Genomic DNA, 18,350 nt, shown 5'->3' with positions numbered 1-18,350 from the left:
CCGGCTGCTCCCCTCCTGCCGTCGCGCTGGTGGTGCCGGGCGCCGGGGTGGAGCCGGACGGTGAAGGACCCGCCCATGCGGGGTCCTTCACCGCTCAGGTCTTCGCCGACCCGTTCTCCGGCCGGGTGGTGACAGGGGTCGTCGAACATCTGCGTCCCCGGCGGATGCACCCGGTGCTGGTGTTCGCGGAGACCTCGCGGGCCCGCGACGAGGTGGTGGCGCATCTGCGACAGGGCAGCGCCGACGGGGCGCTGACGTGTCGGCCCACGCAGAGGACCCGCTGCCGGGCCTGATCACGGAAACCGGACTGCCCGCCGTGCTGTACGTCCGCCCGGCCGGACCGGTGCGGATCAGTACTCGGCGTAGGACGCCCCGGCCGCTCGGCCCCCCGCGGCCCGCCCGCGGGCGGCTGCCGCCCGGTCCGGGGCCGCGCCCGGCAGGGGCGGCGGCAGCGCTGGGCGGGTGCCGCCGCGTGCCAGGAAGTCGGAGAGGGGCAGGGTCGCGGCGCCGACGGTGACCGCGTCCGGGCCCAGGTGTCCCAGGTCGATCGTGGTGCGGGCGATCGCGTGTTGCAGCGCGTACGCCTGGGTGTACCGGCGGATCTCGGGAAGCAGGTGCGGGCCGATGAGCAGGCCGGCCCAGCCACCGAGCAGGATGCGTTCGGGCAGGAAGAGGTTCACCAGGTCGGCCAGGGCCGCGCCCAGGCATTCGGCCGTCTCGTCCAGGATCGAGACCGCCACCGGGTCCGGGGCGGCGCCACCCCGTGGCGGGTAGGCGGCGGCGAGCAGCGCGGCGAGGGCGGTCTCGTCGTCGGTCTCCGGGGACAGCGGACCCCCCGCCTCCTGCCAGCGTTCCCGCATGGCCTCGGCGCCCGCGTACGCCTCCAGGCAGCCCATGGAACCGCAACGGCAGCGGCGGCCTCGTAGCCGCACCGTGGTGTGGCCCCACTCCAGGGCCGCGTTCGAGACGTCCTCGTCGAGGACGTCTCCCCGGTTCACGCTCGCGCCCACTCCCGAGCCGATCAGCGCCACGGCGGCCGCTCCGGCACCCCGGCCTCCGCCGAACCACATCTCGGCCTGCCCCAGCGTCTTCGCGCCGTTGTCGATGAAGAACGGCACCTCGGGCGGCACGTCCACGACATCGCGGAGCAGCCGTTCGAAGGGGACGGCGCTCCATCCGATGGTCGGTCCGTGCACGACCGTGCCCGGACCGCCCGCGGCCACCGGGGCCTCGCGTTCGATGATGCCGGGCACCCCGATACCGATGCCGAGCAGCATGCGGGGGTCCGCCCCCGCGTCACGCAGGACGTCGGCCAGGCCCGAGCGGACGTGGCCGACGATCCGCTCGACGTCGTAACCGTGCTGCGCGAGGAGGCGGTCGGTGCGGGCGAGTTCGGTCAGGGCGAGGTCGAAGAGTTCGACGCGCACCCGGGTTTCGCCGATGTCGACGCCCACGAAGAGCCCACCGCCGGGGGCGATCCGCAGCAGGGTGCGGGGACGCCCGCCGTCGGAGTCGACGATGCCGGCCTCCTCCAGGAGCCCTTCCGAGGCCAGCTCGGTGACCACGTTGCTGATGGACCCGGAACTCAGCCCGGTCGCGGGACCCAGCTCCTGACGGCTCAGCGGAGCCTGGAAGTACAACCGTTGCAGGATCCGCGCCCGATTGCCCCTTCGCAGGTCACGCACGGTCCGTCTGCTGCGCTCAGCCATGTTGCCCCCTTCGCCCCGGCAACATACCCCGGCCCCGACACTCGGCGATCCAGTTTCTTCACATTTTAAATTATGTCTTGAATTAAGCGAGGAAGGGTTCTATTTCCCGGAACACCCCGGTTCATATCGTCCCGCTCGCTGATCGCGGCGACCGTCTGCTGGAACCAGGTCATGGCCGCCTCGGTCGTCGTCGGCACGGCCGTCTCGCGGGAATCCCGCCGCCGCGGTGCCACCTCGTCGCCGGGCTCACCGCAGGAGCCGTCAGGTGACCGGTGCGGGCCCTCCGACGGCCCGGTGGACGAGGCAGGAGGACGATCATGGCGTGGGAGCCCCGGCGCTTATGCTCGCCGTATGGAGCAGAGTGAAGTCCTCAAGCGAGTGATCGGCATCCTCACGGAGGCGGGCGAGATGCAGCGCCATGCCGAGGAGGACGCGGGCGGCGGCGACCTGGACGCCGGGGGGAACATGGTGACGACCCTTCTCAACGAGACGATGCCGCACATCGCCATCCCGGCCGACGCCACCGTCGAGGAGATGGCCGCCCTGGTGGGGCGCGAGGTCGGCGGCGCCGTCGAACAGCTGGTCGGCGCGTTCACCCTGGCCTTCATCGCGCTCGCGCAGATCCACGACTCCGGTCAGGAGGACGTGACGTCCGCCGATGTGCTTCAGGACCTGGCACTGCGTGCCGAGGAGCTGAGCTCGGGCGACGAGGGTACCGAGGGGCCTCTCTGAGCGTGCCGTGGGACAGACGTGAGCGCGTTCCCGGGGCGGGCGGCCGTCGTCGCAACTCGGAGTGGAGTGGGAACGCCCGGCGCGGTGGGTACCGCCGTTCCGACGGGCCCGAATCCTCCGGGGCCTGCAGGCGGAGGACGCTGCGCCTCGGGTAAGGGGCCGATGTGACCGTCACACGATTGGCTCGTTTGCCGGGGTGACGGTTCTCTGCCCACGGCTCGGAAGGCACTCATCCCCATGCCGCTCCATCCCTCGCCGCTTCGCCGCATCGGTCCCGGCACACACCTCGGGGTGAAGGAGGCCGAGGCGGCGCTCGTCGAGCACTACCCGCGTCTGGTACGCCTGGCCTACCTCACGCTGCCACCGGGCCTCGGCCGTCACCGCAGGGTGCTCGCCGCACACGCCGTGGTGCAGCGTTCCCTGTACGGCAGGACGCGCTCCGCACCTGGACCTGCCGAGGACATCCCCGCTCCCCGGTCCGGCGGTCCCGCGGCCGGCGCCACGCACGCACCCGCGTACGCCGGGGTCCGCCTGCGGGTCGTGCGGTCCGCGCTGGCGTACGGGCGGAGGCCGCGCTGGTGGCCGGAGCGGGTGCCCGCACCGGCGGCGTTGCGCCCCTCGGTCCCGGTGGTGCGGGGGCTCAGGCTGTTTCCTCGGGCCGGCGGGATGGACGAGTTCACCCTGGACCGCGCCCTGGCGGACGTTCCGGCCCCCGTCCGTGCGGCGCTGGGTCTGCGGCTGCTGGAGTCGCTGCCCGCCGAGGGCACCCGGCTGCTGCTCGCCGAGGCGGGCGTGGGCGACCCGGCCGACGCCGTGCGGGCCGCCGCGCTCGTCGCCGGAAGCGACCACGAGAGGGTCCGGCGCATGCTGCGGTCGGGCGAGTTCGACCCCTGCACGGTGCAGACACGCCCCAGTGACCTACTGCGCCGCCGGCACCGCGGACGTGCCGGTGCGGCCTGTCTGGTGCTCCTCGCGGTGGCCGGCGGGCTGGCACTCTCGGCGGACGGTGGAGCCGGAGGGGCCCGGCCGCAGGTCTCCGCCCTGCGGAGGACGCTGCCTGGCGGAGCCCTGGACCCCGCAGGTCTGGTGCGGACACCGACCGGTCAGTGGGCGGACACCTCACGCGTGGACTTCAGCGCCTGGCCACCCCGTGGAAGCCGCACCGACGACGCCGGGCTTCTGGGGCGGGCTCTCGGCACCTGGGCCGGCCCCGCGGCAGACGTCGCCGTGACCACCACCCCCGGCACGGCCGTCGTGCCCCCCGCCCAGCCCCCTCAGCTGCTGTTCGCGGGCGAGGTGGGCGACGAGACCGTGGTGCTGTTCCACGACGGTGGGGTGCGCGTCGTCCGGTACGCCGAACCGCTGTCCGGAGAAGGAGCACCCGCCCTGGACTTCGCGCGGGTCGACGACGCGGACGTCACCACAGCGGCGGCACTCGCCGTCAGCCGCAGCGGCGCGTCGGTGAGGTATCTGCTGGCGCCCTGGGTGGCGGAGTCCGCGACGCGGGACCTTCTCGCGCCCGACGCGCCGGCGCGGGCGCTGGACGTGAACGGCGACGGAGTCACCGCGGCGGTGCCCCGCCCGGAGAGGGGTGGAGCATGCGACTCCTGGCCCGCGATGCAACTACGGTCGTCGGAGAGGATCGTGGAGAAGCACGCGTTCCTCGTCACGGATCTCGGCGATCTCGCACCGGCGCACCTCACCCACACACCCAGGCCCGGATCGGGCGCCCCGGCGAGGCAGCCGCGCGAGGCCACGAGCACCGACGGCCTGCTCGACTGGGCCCGTACAGCGTGTTCGCTACAGGACCTCAGCGATTCAGGGGTTCGGGCTGTCAACAACTGGAAGTTCGCACAGCAGCGCTTGCCCGGCGCCCGGTCCACGGCGGACTGGGTCTGCACACGGGCGGACACCTGGCGCGGGCCGGGCCGCGTCCTCGTGCAGTTCGTCCCGCCCGCCGCGTCTCCCTCCGCACAGGGCGAAGTGGTGTCCGACCGCCGGAACACGGCCCTGTGCGGCCGGTTCGGCCAGCACGTCGTCGCGGGCACCCACTGGAAGTCCCCCACCGGGGCCTGGTACGTACTCGCCGCCGGCAGCCGCGCTGTTCGGCGGATCGAGGTCACGGGCTCCGTACGCGGTGTGTCCGAGAGCCCGACGCTGGCGGTGCGCGCACCACGGAACGCCGCGTTCCGGGTGAATGCCGGACTGCACGACGGCGGCACGGTGTCCTCGCCCCGGTGACGGGGACTTCACTGCATGGCAAGGCCCGCCTGACGCCGTTCAGGCCGGCCCGGTCTGCTGCGACAGGGGTCCACCCCGCTGCCGCAGCAGACCGGTCATGTGCCCGCCGGGTCACCGCGACCCGGCGGAGTCACCCGTCAGGCCGTGTGAAGGGTCAGACCGTAGCGGTTGAGGATCTCGTTGATCGGCTGGTGCCAGGTCTCACCGCCACCACTGCAGTTGCCCCAGCCGCCCGACGTGACGCCCTGCGCCTGGTCGCCGCTGATGAACGAGCCACCGGAGTCGCCCGGTTCGGCGCAGACGCTGGTCTTCGTCATCTGGCGGACGGCACCCTGGCTGTAGTTCACGGTCTCGTTCTTGGCGAGAACGTTGCCGCAGTGCCAGTGTGTCGTGGAGCCGGACCGGCAGATCGAGGCGCCGATCGGGGCCTCGTTGGAGCCGCGGACGAGTTGGTCGGAGACGGTGCCCCAGCCGAGGACCACGGGGACGGTCCACCAGCCGCTGCCCACGTTCACCCAGGCGTAGTCGTTCTCGGGGAAGGACGAGCCCTGGAAGGAGCCGATGGCCGAGCCGTCCCAGCCCCGGACCGCTCCGCCCGCCTGACCGCAGTGGCCCGCCGTGACAAAGCCTCCGTGGACGGAGAAGCCTATGGAGCAGCGGACGTTGCCGGTGTAGTACGGGTCGCCGCCGACCGTTCCCGCGGCGAAGGTCCGCGGCGCCTCGGCGGTCTGCTTCACCGTGACGGGGCCGGCCTCGCGCGCCTTCGCGACGAACGCGCGGACATCGTTGTCACCCTGCTCGGAGGCGACGACGTTCACCACGACTTCGTTCGCCCGCGGGTCGACGTGCCAACTGCTGACGCCGCTGGGTGCGGAGAGTGCGTCCAGCCGCTCCTTGGTCGCGTCGAGCTCCCGAGCCGTGTGGTCGACCACGCGGGCATCGGCCCCGGCCGCCCGCACGGCACCGGCCTTGGCACTGTCCGTGACGGCGACCGTCAGCCGGCCGCTGTCGGCGTCGAACCACGAGCCGCCGAACGACGCCCCGGCTGCGCTCCGCGCCTTTCCCTGCAGTGCGGTCGCCGCCTTCTCGGCGGTGAGCCGCTTCTCGGCCTGGCTCTTCGTCAGCCCGAGGTCGCGCTGCATGGCCGTGATGATCCCGGCCGAGGCCTGGGGTTCGGCGGAGGACCGGGGGTCGGCTGCGGCGGCCTGGGTCAGGCCGGCGGTCGCCCAGGTGCCGATGATGAGCAGTGCGGAGAGACCGGTCCGCACCATCGTCGTATGTCTCAAGGGAGTGCCCCTTCTGTTGTTCCAGCATCGTGGGGGTGGAACAGGAAGCTTCCGAGAGCCGCCTGAGAGCGCTCTCAGGGTTGCCGCCACGGACTGTAGTCCAGTTCGACAGGCAGGTCCATGCCAATGACGGGTCGTGAGTTCACCGTCGGCGCAACGCGATCGGGCTGCGAGCGGTGGAGGCACGCCGGGCTGCGTCGCGACACCCGCGTCCCTCCCCCGTGTGCGCATCACTCGGGGGACCCACGGCCTGTCGGACCAGGCGACGCGTCTCCGGATGCCGATCCTGGGGACGCCCCTCCCCGTCCGTCGCACAGGAAGCCCGGTGACGCCATGACAACCGATCCGCCCACGGCGGCCGGAGTGCACGTACCCGATACGGCGCTCGCGAAGGAGGCGACGGAGCTCGTACGCGACCTGACCGACGACCTCGTCTACCACCATTGCCGCCGGGTCTTCCTCTTCGGAGCCCTGCGGGGCCGCCGGCGGGATCTCTCCTTCGACCCGGAACTGCTGTACGTCGGCGCCATGTTCCACGACCTCGGGCTCGGCGAACGCTTCCGCGCCAGCGGCCGGCGCTTCGAGGTGGACAGCGCGGACGAGGCGCGGCGCTTCCTTCAGTCCCGTGGGGTGCCCGAGGACAGCGTGCGGCGGGTGTGGACGGCCGTCGCCCTGCACACCACACCGGGTATCCCGGCCTTCATGGAGCCGGAGGTGGCGCTGGTGACCGCCGGTGTGGAGTACGACGTCCTGGGGATCGGTTACGAGGACCTCTCCGATGCCGACCGCGCCGCGGTCGTCGCGCTCCATCCACGGCCGGACTTCAAGCGGCGCATTCTCGCCGCGTTCACCGAAGGGGTCCGCCCGAAGCCGGAGACGACCTTCGGCAACGTGAAGGCCGATGTCCTCCAGCACTACGTTCCCGGCTTCGAACGCGGGGACTTCGTGCGGACCGTCCTCGAATCGCCGTGGCCGGAATGACGACGGCCCTGACCTTCGAGGGCGGCTCGGTTCCGTCAGCCGGCCCTCGCCGAACGCCGCGTCGACGTGACGTCGGTACGGCCCGCGGACCGGGTGTGTGTCCGGACGCTTCCACCGGATGCCGCCTCAGGGGCGTACAGCGGCTCCCCGTCTCCCCGACGCCCCGAGCAGCGACACCGTGAACGGGTGCTGGGGAGCGGTCAGGACCTGCTCCGCGGGCCCCTGCTCGACCACCTCCCCGGCGTCCAGCACGGCGACGCGGGTGGCGGGTGCCGCCGTGTCGAGATCATGAGTGATGAGCAGGACGCCCGGACCGTCCTCCCGGCGGATCAGGACGGCCAGCAGGTCCAGCAGGGAGCGCCGGGTCACCGGGTCCAGCCCCGAGGTGATCTCGTCACAGACCAGCGCCCGGGGCCGGGCCAGGAGCGCTCTGGCGAGGGCGGCGCGCTGGAGTTCTCCGCCGGACAGCCGGCCCGGCAGCCTCCGGACGAGGCTGTCGTCAATCCCCAGGTCCGCCAGCACCCTTCGGGCCTCGGCCGTCGCCTCCCGGCGCCCGACACCGCGCAGGCGCACCGCCGTGCGTGCCACCTGGTCCAGGACCGGCCGGTGTTCGTCGAAGGCCGCGCGCGCGTCCTGGAAGACGTACTGCACGGCGGCCAACTGCTCGCGGCTTCGGTCGCGCAGGCTGCGCGGCAGCGGCTTGCCGTCGAGCAGGACGTGCCCCGTGTGGTCGCGGTGGAGGCCGGCGAGGCAGCGCCCGAGAGTGGTCTTGCCGCTCCCCGAACGCCCGACGACGGCGAGGCACTCGCCGCTGCGGAGGATGAGCCGGTCCACGCTCAGCACCGGCTCGCGGGCTCCGCCGGTCCGGTGTCGTGCGGTGAGCCCGCTGACCGTCAGCAGTTCCGCACCGGCGTGCCCGGGGTCCGCGTACGGCAGGGTCCTCGGTTCGGCGAGGAGCTCCTTGGTCCAGGGGTGTGCCGGGGCATCGAGGATCCGGTGGCTCGGGCCCTGCTCCACCACTCGGCCTCCGCGCAACACCACCACCTCGTCCGCCAGTTCCCGTACGACGTCGAGGTCGTGGCTGAGCAGCAGCACGCCGATGCCGCGGGCAGCGACCCGGGCCAGCTGGTCGACGACGCGACGCCTGGTCAGGGCGTCCTGCCCGGTGGTGGGTTCGTCCGCGACGACGACGCGGGCACCGAGGAGCAGCGCCTGCGCCAGGACGACCCGCTGCTGCTGGCCACCCGACAGCTGGTGCGGATAGCGGCTCGACACCATGCGCGGATCGTCGAGTTGTGCGTCGGCGAGTGCTTCCTCGACACGGCGGCGGGCCGCGGCACGGCGCCGCGGGCGGGGCAGGTCCCGCACCTGCTGCCGTGCCAGGTCGAGCAGCAGCGCTCCGGTGCGGCGTGCGGGGTTGAGGACGGTCGCCGGATGCTGGGGGACGTAACCGATCCGGGCGCCGTGGACGGCCACCTCGCCCGTCACCCGTGCGCCGGCGGGGAATTCGCCGAGCAGGGCGAGGCCGGTCGTGGTCTTGCCGCTGCCGGACGTTCCGACCAGGGCGGTGACGGTGCCGGACCGGATCCTCAGCGACACCCGGTCCACGAGCGTCCGCCCCTCCACCTCGACGGTCAGCCCGGTGACGGTGACGAGCACGGGGTTCTCCTTCATGTGCGACGGCCTTTCCGGGGCGGTTCGCGGCTCTCCATGGCGGCGTCGACGAGAAGATTGCCGCCCATGGTGAGCGCGACGATCAGCAGGGCGGGTACGACGACCGCCCAGGGCTGGATGAGCAGTCCGGTGCGGTTGCGGTCCACCATCACGGCCCAGTCGGCTGCGTCCGGGGCGACCCCGATGCCCAGGAAGGCCGCGGTGGCCACCAGGTAGAGCACCCCGGTCAGCCGGATCCCGGCGTCGGCTGCCAGGGTGCGCAGGATGGACCGGCCCACGTATCCCACGGCGAGGCGCCACCAGCTCTCCCCCTGCATCCGCAGCGCCTCCACGGCTGGCCGGGAGGCCGCCTCCGCCGCGGCCGCGCGCACGATCCGCGCCGCGTCCGGGATCGAGACGAAGGCCACCAGAAGGGCCAGGCCCGCTGCTCCGGGAGGGAAGGCGGAGGCAACCAGCAGGATCATGAGAAGCGAGGGGACGGCGAGAAGCACGTCCGGTGGACGCATCAGCACTTCCTCCAGCCACTTTCGGTGGGTGAGCGCACTGATCAGTCCCAGCGGCAGGGCGACGAGGTACGCGAGCAGCGTGGCCGCCAGCGCGACGAGGACCACGGGCCGCCCGCCGAGCAGGACCTGGTGCACGACGTCCCGGCCCACGAAGTCCGTGCCGAGCAGGTGACCGTCGCCCGGGGTGAAGGAGGCGGCGCGGGCCGGAGGTTCCCCCACGAGCAACGGCCCGGCCAGGGCGAGGCCGAGCGGGATCGCGGCAACGGCCAGCCCCGGACCGTATCCGCGGAGCCGCTTCACGCCGCCACCTCCGAGCGTGGGGCGAGCCGGTGGGTGACGAGGTCGGCGCCCAGGTTGAGCACGACGGTGGCGAGCCCGAAGACCACCGCGAGTCCCTGCACGACGGGGATGTCGCGGTCGGCCACCGCGTTCATGAGGACGGTGCCGAGTCCGGGGATCACGTAGAGGGCCTCCACGACGATGACGCCGCACAACAGCCAGTCGATGGTGCGGGCGAGTTGCTGTGTGGCGGGCGCGAGGGCGTTGGGCAGGGCGTGTGTGTAGCGGATGCGGGCCCCGGAGACCCCGTACCGCTCCGCATGGGCGGTGTAGGGGGCGGCGAGCGCTTCGATCATGCCGGCCCTGACCAGTCGGGCCAGTGAACAGACGGGACGGGCGAGCAGCACCAGGACGGGCAGGACGAGCACGGACGGATGCTCGAGCAGCCCGGTGCCGTACCCGACGGCGGTCGGCGGGAGCCAGCCGAGCCGCAGGGCGAAGACGCTCATGAGCAGGACTCCCAGGGCGAATTCGGGCACCGCGTAGACGCCGAGCGTCGCGGAGCTGATGAGCCGGTCGGTGAAGCGCCCTTCGTGGCGGGCGGCGAGGACACCGAGGCCCACTCCCACCGGGACCAGGAGCAGGACCGTGAGCGTGGCGAGGATCAGGGTGGGGACGAACCCGTCGGCGAGGAACCCGGACACGGGCCGCCCGGAGGTGAGGGAGGTGCCGAAGTCGCCGTGGAGCAGGCCCGTGACCCAGTCGGCCAGACGCTCGTGTGCCGGACGGTCGAGTCCCATCGCCTCGCGAACGGCCGCGATCCGCTCAGGGTCGGGCTGGTCTCCGGCGAAGGCCACCGCGGCGTCGCCCGGCAGCGCCTCGGTGAGCGCGAAGACCAGCAGCACGACGGCCGCGGTCTGCACGGCGCCGAGGAGCAGCCGGCGGGCGATCCAGGAACGCAGTGCGCTCACGCCAGCCAGACCTTGTCGAATCGCGCCCAGTCCAGGGTGTTCGCGGGTGCTTCCCGGGCGACGCCCCGCAGGGAGCGTGCGGTGCCGAGGATCCAGTCGCCGAAGCCCCAGACGAGGAAGCCTCCTTCGGAGTGCAGCTGTCGCTGCATCCGCCCGTAGAGAGCGGCTCGCGCCGTCGTGTCCCGGGTGGACTGGGCCTGCCGGTAGAGCGTGTCGAAGTTCGCGTCCTGCCACTTGGTGGCGTTGGTGGTGGAGTCGGTGAGCAGCCGCTGGGAGATGTGGGACTCGATGGGCATGGCTCCGGAGCGGTAGCAGCACAGGGTGCCGGAGTCGAGGATGTCCTTCCAGTAGGAGTCCTTGCTGCCCATCCGTACGTCGACGGTGACTCCGGCGCGTGCCGCCTGGTCACGGAAGATCCCGGCGGCCTCGGTGAAGCCGGCGGCGACGGCGGAGGTGTCGAGGGTGACCTTCATGCCTTCCGCACCGGCCTGCCGGAGGAGGCGACGGGCACGGCCGATGTCCTGTTCGCGCTGCGGGAGTTCGTCCGCGTAGTACTCGTATCCCTTGCCGAAGAGGTCGTTGCCGGTCTCTCCCGCACCGGAGAGGGCTCCGTTCACCAGTTCCTGACGGTCGGCGATGAGGAAGAAGGCCTCACGGACCCGTGGGTCGTCGAAGGGCGGGCGGTCGGTCTTCATGGCGAAGGCCTGCATGGCGCTGTTGCGCAGCCGGACGATCTCTATGCCGCCCGCCTTCTCGTGGGCGCGTCCGGTGGCGGGGGCGAGCTCGTGGGCGTACTCGATCTGGCCGCCGAGGAGGGCGTTGATCCTGGCGGACTCCTCATTGGCGACGAGGAACTCGAGCTCGTCCAGGTGCGGGGCGCCGTCCCAGTGGGTGTCGTTGCGCCGTAGGACGGTGGAGCGCCCGGGGCTGAAGGAGACGAAGCGGAAGGGGCCGGAGCCGATGGGTGCGCGGTCGAACTCGGCCGCGCCGTCCTGGACGATGTAGGTGCCGAAGGCGGCCAGCACGTTGGGGAATTCGGCCGTCGGCCGCTTGAGAACGAACTCGACGGTCCGCTCCCCCGTCGCGCGGCTGGCCTTCAGGTCGACGGGTTCGAGGGACGCGCGGGCACGGTAGGCCTTGTCGGGGTCGGCGATCCGGCGGTAGCTGTACAGGACGTCGGCCGCGGTCACCGGCTTGCCGTCGTGGAACTCCGCCTTCCGCAGGGTGACGGTCCAGCGGTCGAGGCCTGCGTTCGGCTCCCATGTCCTGGCCAGACGCGGCACCGCGGACAGGTCGGCGCCGTAGTCCGCGAGCTTGTCGAAGACGGCCTTGCTGCGGGCGGCGTCGGCGAAGAGGTTGCCCAGGTGCGGGTCGAGGGTTTCGCTCGCGCCGCCACCGGCGAAGGCGGCGCGTACCCGCCCGCCGCGCCGGGGAGTGCCGGCCCCTTTGCCGCTGGAAGCCCCGGTGGCACTGGAAGCCCCCGTGTCGGCGCCCCCGGAGCATCCGGCGAGCGTGAGCGCGCCGAGGCCGACCGCTCCCCCGGCAGCGGCGAGGAAGCCGCGCCTGCGCAGGCCGGGGAAATATGTCTGTCTGTCGGCTGATGCGGTCATGACTGTTCTCCTGTTGCTGGGTGTGCTGAATGGCCGGCGGAGATCCTGACCGTCTTCCGGGCGATCAGGTGGAGCCGGTCGCCGTCGGCAGTTGTCCCGGGGTCGGCTCCCGGCTGCCAGACCGGTTCGGTGCGTGGTCCGGGGCCGTCGTACAGGGCGAGGACGTCGAAGCCGTGGACGGTGAGCAAGTGGCGCAGTTCCTGGGGCAGGAGCAGCCGCCACGCGGAGTGCTCCTCGACGGGCGGGCTGCCGTCGTCGGCGGCCCAGCGGCGTGTACGCCGCAGGAGTTGGGCGGCCCGGTCCACGCGTAGCGTGGTGGTCGACCGGTACGTCGTGCCCTGCCAGGTGAAGCGGGAGACCGCGGGCGTGCCGGGAGGTTCGTCCCGGCCGAGGAAGTACGCGCCGTTGCGCATCTCCGCGACGAGCAGGCCCGCGGGCGCCAGCGTGTGGTGGCATGAGGTCAGGAAGCCGTCGAGCTGTTCGTTCGTGTGGCAGTACAGCAGTGAGCTGTCCAGGCACACCACGGCGTCGAAGGTTCCATGACCGAAATCGAACCGGCTGAGATCGGCCTGTACGTACGTCGGCCCCGGGTGGTGGGCACGGGCGTGGGTGAGCATGGCTCCGGAGAGGTCGGTGGCGGTGACGCGGCGTCCGGCGCTCTGGAGTCGGGCGGCGTCGCGGCCGGTCCCGCAGCCCAGGTCCAGGACGGCCGGGCCGGCGCCGTGCCGTCGCAGGAGGTCCTCCGCCCAGCGCCCGGCGAGGCGCTCGGGGTCGGGGAATCGGGCCTCGTAGAGTTCCGGACGGTCGGTGAGCAGGTTCCCCGTACGGTGCTTCACGCCGTCACCGCCTCGGGGGCGGGCTGTTTCCGGGGCAGGGTGCCGTTGCGGTGCAGCCGGGTGACGGCGGCGGCCGAGGCGAGTCCGGCGGCGACGCAGCAGACCCAGGGGATCAGCGCGGCCGGACTGTCACCGCCCGGCCGGGCGGTGTCCATGGCCCAGCCGACAGCCGCGTTCCCCACGGCCGCGGCGATGCCGGAGACGGCGTAGAAGACTCCGAAGTACGTCCCCGTGAGCGCCTGCCTCCCGAAGCCGGGGATCAGCTCCATGACGAAGGGCTGCGCGGTCATGACTCCCAGGTGCAGGAGGAGGGCACCGGCCAGCACGGGCAGGGCGCGCAGAGTGGCGTCCGGGGCACCGTCCGGGGGTGTGTCCGTGCCGGCGACGAGCATCGGAGGTACGAAGGCGAGCCCCATCAGCACCAGTCCGGTGACGATCCAGTGACCTCTGCTCCCCCGGTCCTGGAGCGCGCGGGTGATCCTCAGCTGGAAGGCGATGCCCGTGATCGTCCCCACGAGGAGGACGAGTCCGGCGGCGCCGTCCCAGCCGGTGGCCTGCCGGGCCGCGGCGGGCAGTAGGAGATAGAGCTGGTTCTCCAGGGTGAACATGCCGACCATGGCCAGTGCGAAGACGAGGAAGGCGCGGTTGCCGACGGCTTCGCGCCAGTCGGCTGTCACGCTGCTCGTGGCCGGTGGCACGCGCCGGGCGGGGAGCACCAGGGCCTGGGCGACGGTGAGCAGGGCGAAGATTCCGGCGGCGGTGAGCGCGGAGGCCCGGAAGTCGACGAGCAGCAGGGCACTGCCGAGGACGGGGCCGATGAGGGCCCCGGTGGTCGCGAAGACGTTGAAGAGGGCGAAGGCCTCCGCCTTGCGCTCCCCCGCCTCCTGGGCGAGGTACGTGCGGACAGCGGGGTTGAACAGGGCGCCGGCCACTCCGCTGAGTACGGAGGCCGCGAGCAGGACGGGCAGTCCGTCGCCGAGCGCGAAGAGGGCGAAGCCGACGGTGCGTATCGCGCAGCCGGCGATGATGACGCCTCGCGCGCCGAGCCGGTCGGCGGCGGAGCCGCCTATGAGGAAGAGGCCCTGCTGGCTCAGGTTGCGTACGCCGAGGACGATGCCCACGACGGCCGCCGACATGCCCAGGTTGTCGCCGAGGTGGGTGGCCAGGTAGGGGATGAGCAGGTAGAAGCCTGTGTTGACCCCCAGTTGGTTGACCAGCAACAGGCGCACGGCGAGCGGGAATCCGCGGATCTCGTGCCAGGTCCTCATGAGACCGCCCTCCCCGCCTCGGCACGGGGCCGCACGCCGAGCCCCGGCGATCCGTCGGCACCGACGAATCCGTCGTCGCCGCCGATTCCGGTCCAGGGGTCGTGGGCGAGCAGGAGGTGCCCGTCCAGGTCCGTCCACCGGGCGCGGTCGGCGATGTGGACTGCCGGCGCGATCCCGAGAGTGCTGGCGGTCAGGCAGCCGAGCATCAGGTCTGTGCCACTGCCCTCGATCAGGGCGGCGATACGGAGCGCGGCGTGCACGCCGCCGCATTTGGCCAGTTTGACGTTGATGCCGTGGACGCGTCCGGCGAGCCGTCGCGCGTCCTCGTAGGTGACCGCGTCCTCATCCGCGATGACGGGCACGGGCGAGTGGGCGGCGAGCCGTGCGAGGGCTTCTGGGTCGCCGGGGGCGAGGGGTTGTTCCACAGCTTCGATGCCGAGATCGGCGAACCGCGGCAGGAGCGCGCGTGCCTGGCCCGCCGACCAGGCCCCGTTGGGGTCGAGGAGGAGCCTGGCGGCCGGAGCCGCGGCGCGGACGGAGCGCACCCGGTCCAGGTCGGCCTCCTGGTCCCGGTCGCCCGCCTTGATCTTGATGACGGAGAACCCCGCCTCGGCCAGGCCGCGGGCCTGGGCGGCTGCCCTCCCCGGGGAGGTGAGGGAGATCGTGCGGGCCGTGGCCGCTCTCGGCGCCACGGGGGCTCCGAGGAAGCTGTGGACGGCGGTGGCGGTGCGCTTGCCGACGAGGTCCAGGAGCGCCGCCTCGGTGGCAGCGGTCACCGCGGCCGGGGTGCCGGGCGGAAGGAGTTCGCCGACGCGCAGGGCGTGCAGCGCGGTCTCCGGTCCGGCGAAGCGGGTGAGCCGCTCACCGGTCCGGGCCGCGAGGCGTTGCAGAGTAGGTGTGTCGAGTCCGTAGAAGACGCTGGTGACGGCTTCGCCGTGGCCGCTGAGACCTTCGTGTTCGACGGTGAGGCGCACGGCGTCGCGGGCCGTCATGGTCGATCGCGAGATGCGCAGGGGCTCGGCGAGGAGGAGCCTCACGGTGTGCTGGGTGAGCTTCACGGCTGCCTGCCGCTTCGTCCGGCGAGCGGGTCGGTGACTGTGGTGCACCTGGTCCAGCCCCCGGTCTGCGGGGTGCGGGGGTGCGGGACGTCGACGGGGTGCTCGGCCGCGCGTCCGGGGTCCAGGTGGTGGGCGGTCATGAAGTCGTCGTCGTAGACCGTGCCGAGATAGCGGTGGGGTCCGTCGGGGAAGACGGTGGCGACCGCTGCCCCGGGGTGGGTGCGGGCGGCCCAGGCGGCGACCCGCGCGACGGCGCCGGTGCTCCAGCCGCCGCTGACGAAGTTGCCCCGGGCGAGCCGCCGGCAGGCGTCGGCGGCTTCCGCGGGGCCGATCCAGTGGACCTCGTCGAAGGCGTCGTAGGCGACGTTGCGCGGATGGATGCTGCTGCCGAGACCGCGCATCAGCCGTGGGCCGGCGGTCTGGCCGAAGATGGTGGATCCGTTGGCGTCCACGGCGACGAGGCGCAGGCCGGGCCAGTGCCTGCGCAGCGGCCCGGCGATCCCTGCGCTGTGCCCTCCTGTGCCGACACTGCAGACGAGGATGTCGAGGGTGTCGAGCTGGGTCGCCAGCTCGGCCGCGAGGGAGGCGTAACCCGCGGTGTTGTCGGGGTTGTTGTACTGGTCGGGCCAGTAGGCACCGGGCAGTCGGGCTAGTACGTCGTGCAGCCGCTCCAGGCGTGCGCCCTGCCAGCCGCCGCGCGTGGCGGGGCGGTCCACGAGTTCGAGACGCGCCCCGTACGAACGGAGCAACTGCCTCATGGGGGGCTCCAGTTCGCTGTCACCGACGAGCACGACGGGATGTCCGAGGGCCTGTCCCGCGAAGGCGAGTCCTATACCGAGGGTGCCGGAGGTCGATTCCACGACCGGTGCGCCGGGGAGCAGTTCGCCGCGTTCCTCGGCACCCAGAAGCATGGAGACGGCCGCTCGCGCTTTCATTCCGCCGACGGCATGTCCTTCGAGCTTGGCCCAGAACCCCGGGTGTTCGGTTGGCAGTCGGGTGGTGATCCTGGCCAGTGGGGTACGCCCTATGAGGGCGAGGAGCTCGCGGTTGGGGGCGAGGGCGGGCAGGGATGCCGTGGTCACGAGGTGCCTCCGTCGTCCGCGCGGTAGCGGTGGATGGTGCCGGGCCCGCCGTCGAGCCAGAAGAAGGGGTACGGCTCCGCGCACACCGCTGCCACTCCGGCGTCCAGGAAGCGGGGCAGGACAGCACTGCCGGTCTGGGCGAACATGACCAGGGGCTTTCGGTGCTCGCGGGCGCTGCGGCGCAGCGGGTCGAAGGTGCCGTTGCCGAGCGTCATGCCGGAGGCCAGTACCGCGTCGCAGCCGCCGACCTCCCGGAGGGCGTCCGTGCGGACGGGCTCGCCCCACTCGGTGGTTCCGCCCTTCAGGTCGCAGGGGATTCCGGTGAACCCGCGCAGACGCAGCTCGGCCAACAGGGAGTTGACGACCCCGACCACCAGGACGGTGCCGCCGGGTGACACGTCCAGCAGGTCGACGACGGCGGCGGCCCGTGCCCGCGAGCGCTCCAGCGAGTTTCCGGCGGGGATGGTCACCGGGTGCGCGCCCTGGGAGGGGGTGTGCGGCATGACGTCCGCCAGGTAGGCGTCCAGTGCCGCGACCCGGACCGGCAGCAGCGGGTGGGCGAGGAGCGCGGCCACCTGGGCACCGGCGCACTCCTCGACGGTTCCGGCGGGAAGCGTGCCCGGCTCCACCGCACAGGAGCCGACGGCGCGGTCGACGCGGAGGCTGAGGACCTCGTTGCGGTATCCGCCGCGCCGCCCCTCGTGCCGTACGGCCTGGGACGTCGTGAAGGCCACGGCGGTACGGCGGGTGCGTGGATCGGGGCCGAGTTCGCCGTGGAGGGCCTGGGCGAGGAGTGCGTCGAAGCAGGGGGCCGGGGCGGGCGAGACCGTCGTCATGAGCGCACCAGGAGGGGGCGTACGCCGGCGAGGAGAGTCTCGACGCGTTGCCGGGCGCCGAGCCCGGTGGCGTCGCCGGCCATGACGTGTCCGAGATACGCGTTGTTGCTGTCCGCAGCTCGCACCGTGCGGCCCGACTCGGCGACCTGGATCTCCAGTACTCCGTCGGCGTTCCGCACGCCCTCGACGCCCTCGACGGACGCGAGTGTGCCCGGGGTGTCGGGGACCAGGAATCCGATGGCCGCACTGCGCAGTCCTGTGTCGCGGCGGCGGAGGTCGGGTTCGCGGCCGAGCGCCACGTCGACGCAGGCGGCGGCGAGGTCGACCCCGGTGACGTGGCGGACCAGTTCGGTGATGCGATTGCCCGCGGGGCGGGGGTTCACCTCCACGACCCGGGGGCCGTCGGCCGTCAGCTTGATCTCGGTGTGCGCCACCACGTCGTCGAGTCCCAGCGCCGCCCCGGCGCGCACCGCGGTGCCGGTGGCGGCGGCGAGGCCGTCGGGGTCGAGGTCGGCGGGGAACATGTGCCCGGTCTCGACGAAGGCCGGTGCCCCACCGATGCTCTTGTCCGTCACCCCGACGACATGGGTGGCTCCCCGGCACGTGACGGTCTCGACGCTCACCTCGGGGCCACGGAGGAATTCCTCGAGCAGGATGTGGGGCGCTCGCCGCTGTCCCCTGGCGTTGAGCGGAAAGGCCACGAGGGCCCGGCAGGCGCCGGCCAGCTGTTCCGCGTCGTCGACCCTGCGTACGAACATGCCGGCACAGAGGTCCACCGGCTTGACCACCAGCGGATATCCGATGCTGCGTGCGGCGACGGCGGCCTCCGCTCCGTCCGCGCACACCGCGAAGCGGGGGCCGGGGACACCCGCGGCTGCCAGGACACGACGTGTGGCGTCCTTGCGGCAGGCGTTCTCCACAGCCTCGACCGAGGGCCCCGGCAGGCCCAGCAGAGCGGCGATCCGGGCTGCGGTCGGCAGGTAGTAGTCACAGGAAGTGACCACGCCGTCGAAGTGCAGCGCACCGTGCAGTCGCTCCACCTGCGGGAGAAGCGAGCCGGTGTCATTGGTGGGCGCCGTGACGACATTACGCGCAGTGAGCAGTGGATGCCGCGTCCCCTCAGGCGCTGATCGGAGGTAGTGGTGCAGGTCGCGGGTGAGGAAGGTGAAGTCGTGCCCTCCTTCCTCCAGGGCCTGCGGCAGCAGCCTGCTCATCGATCCGATCCAGCTCTCGACCACCAACAGATGAGCCACGAACTCCCCCTCTTCACGGTGCGGTTGG

15 protein-coding genes and 1 pseudogene are annotated in these 18,350 nt (G+C 72.5%); 4 read left to right on the top strand and 12 right to left on the bottom strand.

The annotated features are described in order from the left end of the window. Positions 1 to 17: 17 nt before the first annotated feature. Positions 18 to 355: pseudogene (locus tag JOC24_RS17480) on the top strand (LacI family transcriptional regulator); the annotation flags it as partial. Here the strand turns inward: JOC24_RS17480 and JOC24_RS17475 are convergent. Beyond that, positions 351 to 1,709: an ROK family transcriptional regulator gene (locus tag JOC24_RS17475; RefSeq protein ID WP_205021247.1), complete on the bottom strand. Its 1,359-nt coding sequence runs from the start codon at positions 1,707 to 1,709 to the stop codon at positions 351 to 353. The pseudogene JOC24_RS17480 and the gene JOC24_RS17475 sit on opposite strands and share 5 nt — an antisense overlap. A gap of 351 nt (positions 1,710 to 2,060) precedes the next feature. On the opposite strand from JOC24_RS17475, the gene JOC24_RS17470 reads away from it, so the two are divergent. Continuing rightward, positions 2,061 to 2,441 carry a hypothetical protein gene (locus JOC24_RS17470; protein ID WP_205021246.1) on the top strand — a complete coding sequence of 127 codons (381 nt, stop codon included), beginning with the start codon at positions 2,061 to 2,063 and terminating at the stop codon, positions 2,439 to 2,441. 237 nt (positions 2,442 to 2,678) lie between these two features. Then, positions 2,679 to 4,682: a hypothetical protein gene (locus tag JOC24_RS17465; protein ID WP_205021245.1), complete on the top strand. Its 2,004-nt coding sequence runs from the start codon at positions 2,679 to 2,681 to the stop codon at positions 4,680 to 4,682. 137 nt (positions 4,683 to 4,819) lie between these two features. Here JOC24_RS17465 and JOC24_RS17460 read toward each other — a convergent pair whose 3' ends face one another. After that, positions 4,820 to 5,953 (bottom strand): S1 family peptidase, encoded by a 1,134-nt coding sequence (locus JOC24_RS17460; RefSeq protein ID WP_205021512.1) that lies wholly within the window; start codon positions 5,951 to 5,953, stop codon positions 4,820 to 4,822. Positions 5,954 to 6,301: 348 nt separating this feature from the next. On the opposite strand from JOC24_RS17460, the gene JOC24_RS17455 reads away from it, so the two are divergent. Then, positions 6,302 to 6,949 carry an HD domain-containing protein gene (locus tag JOC24_RS17455; RefSeq protein ID WP_205021244.1) on the top strand — a complete coding sequence of 216 codons (648 nt, stop codon included), beginning with the start codon at positions 6,302 to 6,304 and terminating at the stop codon, positions 6,947 to 6,949. A 126-nt stretch (positions 6,950 to 7,075) separates the two neighbouring features. On the opposite strand, the gene JOC24_RS17450 is transcribed toward JOC24_RS17455, so the two are convergent. The 10 genes from JOC24_RS17450 to JOC24_RS17405 are packed head-to-tail and all read right to left on the bottom strand — an operon-like array spanning position 7,076 to position 18,322. Beyond that, entirely contained in the window at positions 7,076 to 8,623 is a 1,548-nt protein-coding gene (locus tag JOC24_RS17450; RefSeq protein WP_205021243.1) for an ABC transporter ATP-binding protein, read from the bottom strand. Then, complete coding sequence (locus JOC24_RS17445; protein ID WP_205021242.1) at positions 8,620 to 9,429, bottom strand: ABC transporter permease; 810 nt, start codon at positions 9,427 to 9,429, stop codon at positions 8,620 to 8,622. Before JOC24_RS17445 ends, JOC24_RS17450 begins: the two co-directional genes overlap by 4 nt. After that, positions 9,426 to 10,379 carry an ABC transporter permease gene (locus JOC24_RS17440; RefSeq protein WP_205021241.1) on the bottom strand — a complete coding sequence of 318 codons (954 nt, stop codon included), beginning with the start codon at positions 10,377 to 10,379 and terminating at the stop codon, positions 9,426 to 9,428. Before JOC24_RS17440 ends, JOC24_RS17445 begins: the two co-directional genes overlap by 4 nt. After that, positions 10,376 to 11,989: an ABC transporter substrate-binding protein gene (locus tag JOC24_RS17435; RefSeq protein ID WP_205021240.1), complete on the bottom strand. Its 1,614-nt coding sequence runs from the start codon at positions 11,987 to 11,989 to the stop codon at positions 10,376 to 10,378. The genes JOC24_RS17440 and JOC24_RS17435 overlap by 4 nt, the downstream gene beginning before the upstream one ends. Beyond that, on the bottom strand, positions 11,986 to 12,825 hold the full coding sequence (locus tag JOC24_RS17430) for a class I SAM-dependent DNA methyltransferase (RefSeq protein WP_205021239.1): 840 nt from the start codon (positions 12,823 to 12,825) through the stop codon (positions 11,986 to 11,988). Before JOC24_RS17430 ends, JOC24_RS17435 begins: the two co-directional genes overlap by 4 nt. After that, the gene (locus JOC24_RS17425; protein ID WP_205021238.1) at positions 12,822 to 14,093 is read right to left on the bottom strand and encodes an MFS transporter; all 1,272 of its coding nucleotides are present in this window, start codon (positions 14,091 to 14,093) and stop codon (positions 12,822 to 12,824) included. Before JOC24_RS17425 ends, JOC24_RS17430 begins: the two co-directional genes overlap by 4 nt. Beyond that, positions 14,090 to 15,151: an enolase C-terminal domain-like protein gene (locus JOC24_RS17420; RefSeq protein WP_205021237.1), complete on the bottom strand. Its 1,062-nt coding sequence runs from the start codon at positions 15,149 to 15,151 to the stop codon at positions 14,090 to 14,092. The genes JOC24_RS17425 and JOC24_RS17420 overlap by 4 nt, the downstream gene beginning before the upstream one ends. Further along, positions 15,148 to 16,233, bottom strand: coding sequence for a PLP-dependent cysteine synthase family protein (locus JOC24_RS17415; RefSeq protein ID WP_205021236.1), 1,086 nt, complete (start codon positions 16,231 to 16,233; stop codon positions 15,148 to 15,150). The genes JOC24_RS17420 and JOC24_RS17415 overlap by 4 nt, the downstream gene beginning before the upstream one ends. Further along, complete coding sequence (locus JOC24_RS17410) at positions 16,230 to 17,069, bottom strand: Rossmann-like domain-containing protein (RefSeq protein ID WP_205021235.1); 840 nt, start codon at positions 17,067 to 17,069, stop codon at positions 16,230 to 16,232. Before JOC24_RS17410 ends, JOC24_RS17415 begins: the two co-directional genes overlap by 4 nt. Next, positions 17,066 to 18,322, bottom strand: a complete 1,257-nt coding sequence (locus JOC24_RS17405) for an ATP-grasp domain-containing protein (RefSeq protein WP_205021234.1) — start codon at positions 18,320 to 18,322, stop codon at positions 17,066 to 17,068. Before JOC24_RS17405 ends, JOC24_RS17410 begins: the two co-directional genes overlap by 4 nt. Between the last annotated feature and the right edge of the window lie 28 nt (positions 18,323 to 18,350).

It is taken from the genome of Streptomyces sp. HB132, assembly GCF_016909575.1.
GTDB lineage: Bacteria > Actinomycetota > Actinomycetes > Streptomycetales > Streptomycetaceae > Streptomyces.
Note: the sequence above shows the minus strand (reverse complement) of the source record. Positions and strands in the feature narration are given on the sequence as shown.